The sequence below is a fragment of the Draconibacterium halophilum genome (assembly GCF_010448835.1).
Taxonomy (GTDB): domain Bacteria; phylum Bacteroidota; class Bacteroidia; order Bacteroidales; family Prolixibacteraceae; genus Draconibacterium; species Draconibacterium halophilum.
The window spans coordinates 1,962,800-1,974,807 of the sequence record NZ_CP048409.1 but is presented as its reverse complement, the minus strand read 5'-3'; the positions used below and the strand labels follow the sequence as shown (position 1 = coordinate 1,974,807).

The window sequence follows — 12,008 nt, the reverse complement described above, 5'->3', positions numbered from 1 at the left end:
AAACAGTTTCGTTAGGTTCTTCATTCGTTAAAGCTGCAACAATTGCAAAAACCATTAATTAACAGGCTGTTGCAACTGGTTTGTAAAGATAATTGTTATTTAAAAAGCAATGGAGCAAATTCCGACAAGTAAATACGCCAGTTTCGCCAAATGTGGCCACCGTCGGTTTCCATGTAAGTATATTTCATTCCCATGCTATCAAGCTTTGCCCTGTATTCTTTATTTGCATTATACAGAAAGTCGGTTTTACCAATACCTATCCAGTAGAGTTTAAAACCATTATCCATTTGTTTTTTTAACGTGCCGTCAATGTCATCGTAAACTTTGTTGGTTGCATCTTCACGAGGCATTAATGCGGCAGAAAATAAGCCCACATAATCAAAAGTGTTAGGATAATAACGTGAAATATGGAACGAGTGGAAGCCTCCCATTGAAAGTCCGGCAATGGCACGATTGGCTTTATCGGCTTTAACACGGTAGTTGTTTTCTATAAATTTTACGATGTCCATAAAATTGGCTTCGTATGTGCCGTCCATGGTTTTGGGAACCATAAATTGTGGTTTATAAAAGCCTTCGTTGCCTTCTCCCGGCGCCGCATCCTGAACAACGTTACCATTTGGCATTACTATGATCATGGGCTTGGCCTTTCCCTGTGCAATCAGATTATCCATAATCTGGGCTGTTCTACCCAGAGCGATCCAGGCTTCCTCGTCACCACCAGCTCCGTGTAACAGGTAAAAAACAGGATATTTTTCAGAAGAAGATTCGTAACCAGGAGGCGTATAAATGGTCAGTCGGCGATCCATTCCCAATCCCGGCGAATCGTACCAGCGACGTGTTACCGATCCGTGTGAGACATCGTTCACTTTGTAGAGATCGGCAAGGCCTCCTCCAACAATGAAAATATTGGTTACCGACGCTACATCACGAATCAGGAAAGGATTAGTCGGGTCAGTTGTCGTAAAACCATCGATAACAAAAGAATAACTGTATAATTCGGGCTTCAATGGTTCTGATGTGAAAGACCACACTCCTTTTTCATCCTGTGTCATTTCGGCCTTTCCCGGTGCTTCCATTTCCCCCATAGGAGATTGAACTTTTTCGGTTGGCAGAAAGTCGCCGGTTACTAACACCGATTCCGCATGTGGTGCCAGCACCCGGAATGTTACTGAGTTGTCGTCATTTATTTCCGGAGAAACAATTTGTTGTCCGCCAAACAGGGCTTGTTGTGCAAATAATGATACTCCAGTTGATAAAAGGAACATCACAAGCAGAATAAATCGTCTTTTCATAATTTGATCTTAATTGAATTTTAATCTTATCTATTACTAATTTTGCTAAACCAAATGAGATTTTGACTACAATTAAGCCAATATGTTTGAATGACACATAAGAAATAGTAAAATATTTTAGGATTAATTTTAGAACAACGATAAAACAAGACACTTACTAACTGAAAAACAAACTCTTATACCAACTAGAAAACTATTTGTTAGAGATTGTTATGTGCCATTCAAAACCACCAACACCTTAATCCTCCCTTCCTACAAACCTCAGTTGGGAACATTTTATACATCACATTTTAACATTTCATACTTCACTACTAACAAATTGCCCACCTATCTCACACATTTTAGTAATCATCACACAATTCCTTCACATAATTTTACACCAACTTAATCAACACCAAAAAACGAAGATGAATGAACTGGTCTATTCCAAAAGTGGAAACTCATTACACTTTGCACAATAAGAATAAAGTTTAGTAAGATAAAAATTAGTTAGTTAGTTAGTTAGTTAGTTAGTTAGTTAGTTAAATGTTTTCTACAGATTTAAGTTATTTCGGGCAGGTTACACAGGCCTGCCCGGAGCTTAAATCCTCGAAAATTCAAACTGGCTTCAGAGCGTAAATACTTATAACCGTAAGTGTTTCACACAAATAATCCATAAATTGAGTACAAAACAAATATCTATACAAAATGAAGCAACTATTTTTATTTCTGTTAATCGGGATTTTGGCTGTTTCCTGTTCGCAAAAGAATTGGGAAAAAACCCAGGATGCTGTTATTGTTTACCCACAGCAAGCCGGCAAGCAAGAGGCGCAGGCCATTAAAATTACGCCGGTACACGACGAGATCATTAAAGTGTCGGCAAGCGCAAGCAAATCTTTCAGCACAAAAGAAAGTCTTATAACTATTCCTCAGAAGGAAGCTGTTTCGTTTCAGGTAGAAGAAGACGGCGAAAATCTAATCATTTCAACAGCAAAAACAAAAGTTGAAGTTTCAACCGTAACCGGGGAAGTTCTGTTTATGGATGAGAATGGCAATCCTATTCTTCAGGAAAAAGAAAACGGTGGAAAATCGTTCGAACCAATCGAAGTTGATGGTGTAAGTGCCTGGTCAACCCGTCAGGTTTTCGAATCGTCAGACGATGAAGCTTTGTACGGACTTGGACAACATCAGGCCGATGAAATAAACTACAAAGGAAAAAACGAGGAGCTTTTTCAGTACAACACAAAAGTGTCGGTACCCTTTATTGTTTCAACAAACAACTACGGACTGCTTTGGGACAACTACTCGCTTTCGCGTTTTGGCGATCCTCGCCCTTATGGACAGATCGATCAGTTTAAACTTTACGATGCCGAAGGAAACGAAGGCGGCTTAACAGCCACTTACATCGACAATAACGAGAACGACCATATTTATACAATCCGCACAGAATCAACAATTGATTACGAAAACCTGGAAACCATTGAAAATTTCCCTGAAGGTTTTGATTTTAACCACGCCCGCATTGTGTGGGAAGGAGATATTGAGCCGAAGGAAAGTGGCATTTTTCGTTTTCTGTTGTATTACGCAGGATACACTAAAATTTGGGTGAATGGCGAACTGATGGCTGACAAATGGCGTACGGCATGGAACCCATCGGTAGCTAAATTTCAGTACGATATGAAAGCCGGCGAAAAGTACCACGTAAAACTCGACTGGATTCCTGATGGTGGTGTTTCGTACATCGGATTGAAAGCGCTATCGCCTGTTGAGCCTGATGTGCAGGACAACATTTCGTTCTACTCGGAAATGGGCGACCAAATCGACTATTTCTTTATGAAAGGAAACAGTATGGACGATGTGATCAGCCGCTACCGCACACTTACCGGAAAAGCCCAGGTGATGCCAAAATGGGCAATGGGTTTCTGGCAAAGTCGCGAGCGCTACAAAACACAGGAAGAACTGGAAAGTACTTTGAAGGAATTCAGAGAAAGAGAAATTCCTATCGATAATATTGTGCAAGACTGGTCGTACTGGGAAGTTGACAAATGGGGTAGCCACGAGTTCGACAAAGCACGTTTCCCTGATGCCAAAGGAATGATAGACATGGTGCACGATAACAACGCCCGAATATTGATATCGGTTTGGCCAAAATTTTATTTGGGAACTGAACATTACAACGAATTCGACAAAAATGGCTGGATGTATAAACAAGCCATTAAAGACAGTATTCGCGACTGGATTTACCCGGGGTACATTGGTTCGTTCTACGATGCCTACGATCCGGGAGCCAGAGAACTCTTCTGGGAACAGATTAACGAGCACTTATATTCGCTGGGAATTGACTCGTGGTGGTTGGATGCTACCGAGCCGGACATCCTTTCAAATGCAAGCATAGACTACAGAAAAGACTTGATGAATCCGACGGCTTTGGGATCATCAACGCAATATTTTAACGCATTTGCACTGATGAACGCCAAAGGAATTTACGAAGGTCAGCGCGAAGAAAATCCGAAAGACCGCGTGTTTATTCTTACCCGATCGGGTTTTGCAGGAATGCAACGTTACGGAACCACCACGTGGAGTGGCGATATTGGCACCACCTGGAAAGACATGAAAGCACAGATTTCGGCTGGTATCAACTTCTCGATGTCGGGACTCCCCTACTGGACAATGGACATTGGCGGTTTCTGTGTGCAAAAGAAATTTGAGCGTGCCACCGAAGGCAGCGAAGCCATGAAAGAATGGCGCGAATTAAATACACGCTGGTACCAGTTTGGAGCTTTTGTTCCACTTTTCAGAGTTCATGGGCAGTATCCGTACCGCGAGGTATACAACATTGCACCCGAAAACCATCCGGCATACAAATCGATGTTATATTACAACAAACTGCGCTACCGTTTAATGCCCTACATTTACAGTTTAACGGGTGCGGTTTATCACGATGATTACACGATTATGCGCGGTTTGGCAATGGATTTTTCCGACGACCGCCGGGTGCTGAATATTGGCGACCAGTTTATGTTTGGCCAGTCGTTGCTGGTTTGCCCGGTATACGAATACAACGCCACAAAACGCGATGTTTACTTTCCGAACAATGGAGGTTGGTATAATTTATACACAGGCGAATTCCTTGCCGGTGGCCAAAAGTTAAGCGTGGAAGCACCATACGAAAGAATGCCGCTATTTGTACGCGAAGGTTCTATCATTCCTGTTGGACCTGAAATTCAGTACACCGACGAGAAAAAAGGTGCACCGATCGATATTTACGTGTACACCGGAAAAGATGCTTCGTTTAAATTATACGAAGACGAAGGAACAACTTACGCTTATGAAGGTGGCGAATTCAGTACTATCGAATTTACTTATTCAGAAAGTGAAAACAGCCTGCATATTGGAGCACGCAACGGCGAATATCCGGAAATGGTTAAAAACCGCGAATTCCGAATCATTAAAGTTTCGCGCGAACAACCGGTAGCTATGCTTGGAAAAGCAAGTAATGTAAAAACAGTAAACTACACAGGAGAAGAAATTATCGTAGAACTATAAGCCTGAGTTCGACTTTAGAAAAACTCAGGTTTTAAGCAAACAAGTTTAGTTGATTTGAATTACGGGGAACAGAAATGCCATTCTGTTTCCCGTTTTTATTTTTATGCTTACATTCGCAAGAGTCTGAAATCAGACTCTTTATATGAACGATTGTAACCTGAAATGAAGTCCTTACTGCATAAACTCTTGCTGTTTTTATTCGTTGTTGCCCATGTATTATTACCTGCATTAAGCACACAGGCTACTTCCATTCCCGGGAACGAGCCTTATAAGTTTATGCACCTTAACATTAACAACGGCTTATCAAATAACGAAATAAGGGCAATATTAAAAGACCAACAAGGTTTTATGTGGTTCGGAACGGCGCAGGGTTTAAACCGCTACGATGGCTCCGGATTTAAGACTTTTCTACACGATTTTAACGACAGTACCTCGATACCATTTAACGGAATTGAATATTTATTTGAAGACATTGACGGCCGTTTGTGGATTCGTTCCTATGCCGAATTTACTATTTACGATCCCGTACTCGAACGCTTTTCAGCACCGGGAAGAAATTACCGGAACACCGGCATTCCAATCGCCGGGCTGCAATCGTTTTTTATCGACAGCAAAAAAAACACCTGGCTGTTGAATTCCAACTATGGTTTATACAAGTTCAACTCTGCAAACCAAACGGTTGATTCCATTCAATTTGTATCAAAAGTTAAAAGGCCAAATTATGATAATTCCTTAAGCGATATTGCAGAAGATAGTAAGGGCATGATTTGGGTTATTTCGAGAGCCGGCGAGCTGTTGCAAATCAATCCGGAAACCAAACAAACCGAGCAGACATTTTTTCTGGGCGATGAAGTGATGAGTGAAGCTAATAACTTCCAGTTTTTTATCGATGCCGACGACGACATCTGGATTTATTCGCCCGGTATACCTTATGGCGTGTTCCTTTTTGATCATCAATCCAAACAAATAAGCAGATACACACAGTCGTCATCTCCATTTAAACTCTCCACCAATTTGGTTTCGTCGGTTATTGAAGAAGATAACAGATCCATATGGATTGGTACTGATCACGGCGGGATCAACATCCTAAACAAGCAGAAAAAAACCATAAGCGTTCTACAAAACAATATTGAGAGTCCGTTCGGAATTGCCCAAAACAGTATAACCTGCCTGTATCGCGATAATGAAAATATTATTTGGGCCGGAACCTATAAAAAAGGCATTAGCTACTACCACAAAAACCTTATTCCTTTTAACCACTACAGGTACTCGGCCGAGGTGCCAAACAGCTTGCCGTACAACGATGTTAACTGCTTTGTTGAAGACAACCGGGAAAATCTGTGGATTGGCACAAATGGTGGTGGATTAGTTTATTTTAACCGCAGCAATAACACCTTTAAAACTTACCTCCATGATGCTGACGATCCTAACTCTATTAGTGCAAACGTAATTGTTGCTTTGCATATCGACAGTAAAGGAACACTGTGGGCCGGAACTTACCAGGGCGGTTTAAACCGTTTCAATGGAGCAACATTTAAACACTATCTGCACGATCCGGATAACTCCGGTTCCTTGTCGGACAACCGGGTTTGGTCGGTCTTTGAAGACTCGAAACAAAACCTGTGGATCGGGACGTTAAATGGCGGATTGAATCTTTTTGACCGCTCGGAAGAACAGTTTATTCATTACACTGCATACGATATAAATTCGGTAGGCTCCAATTTTATCATGTCGATAATGGAGGACAGCGAGCAAAACCTGTGGCTGGGAACTTCCAACGGCCTTGATGTATTAAACCTGAATACCAAACGTTTTACGCATTACGATGCCGATCCGAAAACGCCCGGACAGTTAAGCAACAACAGTGTAAACGACATCCACGAAGATGAACGGGGTTTAATCTGGGCGGCAACTATGCAGGGGCTAAACATCTTAAATAAAACACAAGGCACTTTTAAAGTTTTAACAGAAGCCGACGGGCTAGCCAATTCCAATATAAAAACCATTCAGGAAGACCAAAACGGAAACATTTGGATTGCTACCTTAAAAGGAATATCAAAAATCAGCGTAAAAAACTATTCGCATCAGCTGCCAGTTGGAAACCTGGAGGTTGATATCGAGAATTTTGGATTGCAGGATGGCCTGCAGGGAAACGAATTTAACCAAAAGTCAGCCTACCGAACACGCTCCGGAGAGCTGATTTTCGGCGGTGCAAACGGGTTCAATTTATTTAAACCCGAAGATATTGTGGTTCAAACGCCAAACGAAAAAATCGTGCTTACCAACTTTAAGGTATTCAATCAAAATATTAAAGTTAACGAGCCTTTCCGAAAGAGGATTATTCTGGATAAATCGATTACCTACAGCAAGCAAATTTCACTGAAACATAAAGAGAATGTGTTCTCGGTTGAGTTTGCTGCAATCGGCTATTTTCATCCCGAAAAAAACAATTTTCAATACCAGCTGAGTGGCTTTAACAACGAATGGATGGAAGTTAACCGCGGAATGCACGAACTTACATTCACCAACCTGAATCCCGGAGATTACCGGCTGCGCATCAGGGTAAGTAACGATAATTCCAACTGGCGCGAAATGAATCCGCCTTTAAGCATCAAAATTCTTCCGCCATTTTGGGAAACCGGCTACGCCTATATACTTTATATTTTGGTTATTGCCGGCTTGTTATTTATAAGCTGGAGGATTTTGGCCGAACGTCAGCGATTGAAATTTGAAGCCGAACAGGAACACCGTGAGGCTGAACGTATTCACCAGGTCGACACATTAAAAACCAAGTTTTTCACCAATATCAGTCACGAATTTCGCACACCACTTTCGCTGATAATCGCCCCCATCGATAAATTAATTGAAAACAGTAAAAACGACGACGATAAAAAACACCTTATTCTGATTCAGCGCAACGCCCGTCGATTGATGGCAATGGTAAACCAGTTGCTCGATTTCAGGAAAATGGAGCTCCAAAAAATTAAAGTAAATAAAAACTGGGGCGAGATGATCGGTTTTATTCACGAGATTTTAGCGTCGTTTGAAGACCTGATGGAAAGTAAAAATATCTCGTTCCACTTTTCAAGCAGCCACAATAGCCTGTACACTTATTTTGATAAAGACAAAACCGATAAAATATTTACCAACCTGCTAAGCAATGCCTGCAAATTTACCAACAGCGGAGGCAAAATCAGCCTGGATATCAACCTGGATTCATCGGCCGAAAAACCTGTTTTAATTGTAAAAGTATCGGATACGGGAATTGGGATTACGCCCGAACAACAGATGCAGATTTTTAACCGCTTTTACCAAACCGATACTACGGGAACAGAAATCAACCAGGGCTCCGGAATTGGCTTGTCGATGGTAAAGGAATACGTTACCCTGCTGGGAGGCGATGTTAATGTTGATAGCCAGCTGAATGAAGGAAGTACATTCACGGTGGAAATTCCTGTGGAGTTGTTTACTGATGAAGAAATAGCCGCCAACAAGCAACTTGAAACGACAGAAAGAAAAACCAACAAACAACCCGCATTAACAAAAACCGATAAAGCTCCGGCTTTCGACCGGGAGAAAAAAACGCTGGCGATTGTGGAAGACAGCTCCGATTTGCGCTTTTACTTAAAGGAAAATTTTAAAGAAAAATACAATATTATTGAGGCCGAAAACGGAGCAGAAGCCTGGGCGACCTTTGAAAAACAATTGCCCGATATTGTGATTAGCGATGTGATGATGCCCGAAATGAACGGCGTTGAACTATGCGCTAAAATAAAATCGAACAGAAAAACCAAACATATTCCGGTAATCCTGCTAACGGCAAAAACCGATACCGCTCCGGTTGTTGAAGGTTACGAGTCGGGAGCTGATGCCTACCTTACCAAACCTTTCGACTTTAAAGTTTTGGAATCGCGTATTGAAAATCTATTGCGCTCGCGCGAGCAGCTGCGCCGGTCTTACCAGTCGATGATCGGAATCAGCCCGGAAAAGATACAGGTTGATTCGGAAGATGAAAAGTTCATAAAAAAAGCCCTAAAAATTGTTGAGGCGAATATTGCAGAAGCGTCGTTTACCGTTGAAGGTTTTGGTGCAGAAATGGGAATGAGCCGCGTAAGTCTATACAAAAAACTGCTGGCTTTAACCGATCGGACACCCATCGAATTTATCCGCGTTATTCGATTAAAACGAGCTGCTCACCTTCTCGAAACAAGTCAGCTTTCGGTATCAGAAGTAGCGTACCAGGTAGGCTTTAACAACCCGCGGTATTTCTCGAAATATTTTTCGAAAGAATACGAAATGCTGCCGTCTGAATACATCGAAAAAAACCGAAAAACCACAAACGATCTGTCAGATGATGTAAAAGACAAATTCTCTTAGTGTAAGGCAAAAGTTTCAAGCCCCCTGTCATCTCGAAGCGCAGCGAGAGATCTGTTACAAATTATCGGGAACTATCCTGTAATACTAAATTTTACTCAAAATAGTCCTCATTCACTAAATTACTCAATAACGTTTTTTCCTATTCCTACAAAAAATCTTCCCGAACCGGGCTAAAAACATCGATCAGAATTCCGGGCTCCAAACAAAGCGCTCCGTGCAACATATTCGGTTCTACATACAAACCATCACCTGGCTCTACAATTACTTTTTCGCCGTCCATGGTAAATTCAAACTTGCCGCTAACACAATAAGTAGTTTGTGTGTGAAAGTGCGAATGTTCGGCTCCAACGGCACCTTTTTCAAATTTTACTTTTACCATCATAATCTGGTTGTCCCAGCCCATAATCTGGCGTGCCAAGCCATCGCCAAGATCTTCCCAGCGTTCACTGCTTTTTAATACTTTTTCGCTTGCCATAACTTACCGGTTAAATTTATACTGTTATTACTACAAAGCTAATAGTTTCCCTGTATTTATATCAAATTTCGGAACCGTTGAAATAATAGCGATTTTACTTTTTATAAATTTGTTTTTCGCCTTCCTGATCTCACACTTTTCCCTTATTTTTATGGCTTCCGATTAGATATTATCGAAAAATTGCACGTCATAATAATGTGCAATTATTTCACAGTTTATATAAAGACCAAAATTCATGAACAAACAAAAACTTATCAGACTAATACTTATTAACTTCTTTTTAGTTAATCTGTTTTCAACAGGCACTTTCGCACAAGAACGAAATTATTTTCCTCCTAAAGAATTAACTTCAGTTGGCGCTTATTATTACCCCGAACACTGGGACGAAAGCCAATGGGAACGCGATATAAAAAAGATGGCTGAGATGGGTTTTGAATTTACCCATTTTGCCGAGTTTGCGTGGGCACAACTGGAGCCGGAAGAAGGCGTTTACGATTTCTCGTGGCTCGACCGTGCAGTGGCTTTAGCCGATAAATACAATCTGAAAGTAGTAATGTGTACCTCAACAGCGACTCCTCCGGTGTGGTTAGTACGCAAACATCCTGATATTCTGAAACAGCACGAAGACGGGACAAGAATGGATCACGGAGCACGCCAACATGCTTCTTTCTCAAACGAATATTACCGCAGTTATTCGCTTAAAATGATTGAAGAACTGGCCAAACATTACGGTAACGACGACCGTATTTTTGGATGGCAACTGGACAATGAACCTGCTGCAAATGTGGATTATGGCGAAGATGCCCAAAAACGTTTCAGAGAATGGTTAAAAGAAAAATACGGCAACATTAAAACGTTGAACGAGGCCTGGGGAACCAATTTCTGGAGCAGCACCTACAATAACTTTGATGAGATAAACATTCCGAAGCACTCGCAATGGGGAATGAATTTGTACCAGCGTTTGGATCACAGTCGTTTTTGCGATTACGAAACATCGAGCTTTTTGGATGAGCAGGCAAAAGTAATTCGCCAGATTGTCAATCCCGACCAGTGGATAACAACTAACTACATCCCCTACTACGACGCACGTTATGTTGGTGCCAGCAAGGAGCTTGATTTTATTACCTACACCCGCTACATGGTTTATGGCGAACATCCCGGAATTGGGCCAAAAGGTTACCGCGTGGGCGAATACTCGCGAATTGCAATGGCCAACGATTACTTTCGTCCACTAACGCCAATTTACGGTGTTATGGAACTTCAACCCGGACAAGTAAACTGGGGATCGATCAACTCGCAACCTTTGCCGGGAGCCGTACGGCTGTGGTTATGGCATGTTTTTGCAGGAGGTAGTAAGTTCACCTGCACCTACCGTTTTCGTGCACCTATCTACGGCTACGAGCAATACCATTACGGCATTGTTGGTCCCGATGGAGTGACGCCTACTCCGGGCGGCTTAGAATACGAAAAATTTATCGACGAAATAGAAGTGCTTCGTAACAATCCTTCTGAGGGACAAATTCCTCAGGATTACTTAAATCGAAAAACAGCCATTTTGTACAATCCGGATAATGCGGTTGCCATAAATAACAACAAACAAACTAACGTTTGGTATACCGAAGGCCACGTGCTGAAATACTACAAAGCACTAAAAGCATTTGGCGCACCGGTTGATTTTATTCGCGATACCATGGATTTTGCACAGTACCCGGTAATTGTTGCTCCGGCCTATCAGCAAATGAGTATAAAGCTGATTGATAAGCTAACTGAATATGTAAAAAATGGCGGCAACCTGGTAATGTCCGTTCGCACGGGTCATCAAAATGAATTGGGCCATTTGTGGCAGGCCAAACATGCCGAGCCGCTTTACGAACTCATTGGTGGCGAAATTGAATTCTATGATTTGCTTCGTCCATATGCGCCCGACACCGTAATAATGGACAATAAAAAATACGCCTGGACAACCTGGGGAGATATTTTGAAAGCCAACAACGGCACAGAAACCTGGGGAACCTACAGCGGCGATTTTTATGCCGGAAAAACAGCCGTAACTTTTAATCAACTCAACAAAGGAACGGTAACCTACATTGGAGTTGACAGTCACAATGGAAAACTAGAGCATGCCGTTCTGGACAAACTTTATGATCGTCTTGATATCGACGTAAAAAACTATCCCAAAGGAGTTATGGTTGAATACCGTGATGGTTATGGAATTGCTGTGAATTACTCGAATATTAACTACAATATGGAGCTACCTACCGGTTCTGAAATACTGATTGGAGAAACAAGTATTCCTACAGCCGGCGTTTTGGTTTGGAAGACAAAATAAGAACTATTTC

General features: G+C 41.8%; 5 protein-coding genes. 3 read left to right on the top strand and 2 right to left on the bottom strand.

Features of this window, described 5'->3' with window-relative positions; translation table 11 throughout:
- Window positions 1-95 precede the first annotated feature (95 nt).
- Complete coding sequence (locus G0Q07_RS07955) at window positions 96-1,292, bottom strand: esterase (RefSeq protein ID WP_163345584.1); 1,197 nt, start codon at window positions 1,290-1,292, stop codon at window positions 96-98.
- Between the two features lie 687 nt (window positions 1,293-1,979).
- Here G0Q07_RS07955 and G0Q07_RS07950 point away from each other — a divergent pair.
- Together G0Q07_RS07950 and G0Q07_RS07945 are read left to right on the top strand one after the other, a co-directional pair.
- Complete coding sequence (locus G0Q07_RS07950; RefSeq protein ID WP_163345583.1) at window positions 1,980-4,817, top strand: TIM-barrel domain-containing protein; 2,838 nt, start codon at window positions 1,980-1,982, stop codon at window positions 4,815-4,817.
- Between the two features lie 162 nt (window positions 4,818-4,979).
- The gene (locus G0Q07_RS07945) at window positions 4,980-9,194 is read left to right on the top strand and encodes a two-component regulator propeller domain-containing protein (protein ID WP_163345582.1); all 4,215 of its coding nucleotides are present in this window, start codon (window positions 4,980-4,982) and stop codon (window positions 9,192-9,194) included.
- A 145-nt stretch (window positions 9,195-9,339) separates the two neighbouring features.
- Here G0Q07_RS07945 and G0Q07_RS07940 read toward each other — a convergent pair whose 3' ends face one another.
- Window positions 9,340-9,669 carry a cupin domain-containing protein gene (locus tag G0Q07_RS07940; protein ID WP_163345581.1) on the bottom strand — a complete coding sequence of 110 codons (330 nt, stop codon included), beginning with the start codon at window positions 9,667-9,669 and terminating at the stop codon, window positions 9,340-9,342.
- Between the two features lie 235 nt (window positions 9,670-9,904).
- Between G0Q07_RS07940 and G0Q07_RS07935 the strand changes: the two genes are divergently transcribed.
- A complete protein-coding gene (locus G0Q07_RS07935) occupies window positions 9,905-11,998 on the top strand; it encodes a beta-galactosidase (protein ID WP_163345580.1) in 2,094 nt (697 codons plus the stop codon).
- Window positions 11,999-12,008 lie beyond the last annotated feature (10 nt).

What these genes read in the sequence shown, in the direction of transcription:
- G0Q07_RS07950 (WP_163345583.1), top strand. Translation starts at nt 1,980, where the DNA reads ATGAAGCAACTATTTTTATTTCTGTTAATCGGGATTTTGGCTGTTTCC.
- G0Q07_RS07955 (WP_163345584.1), bottom strand. Translation starts at nt 1,292, where the DNA reads ATGAAAAGACGATTTATTCTGCTTGTGATGTTCCTTTTATCAACTGGA.
- G0Q07_RS07945 (WP_163345582.1), top strand. Translation starts at nt 4,980, where the DNA reads ATGAAGTCCTTACTGCATAAACTCTTGCTGTTTTTATTCGTTGTTGCC.
- G0Q07_RS07935 (WP_163345580.1), top strand. Translation starts at nt 9,905, where the DNA reads ATGAACAAACAAAAACTTATCAGACTAATACTTATTAACTTCTTTTTA.
- G0Q07_RS07940 (WP_163345581.1), bottom strand. Translation starts at nt 9,669, where the DNA reads ATGGCAAGCGAAAAAGTATTAAAAAGCAGTGAACGCTGGGAAGATCTT.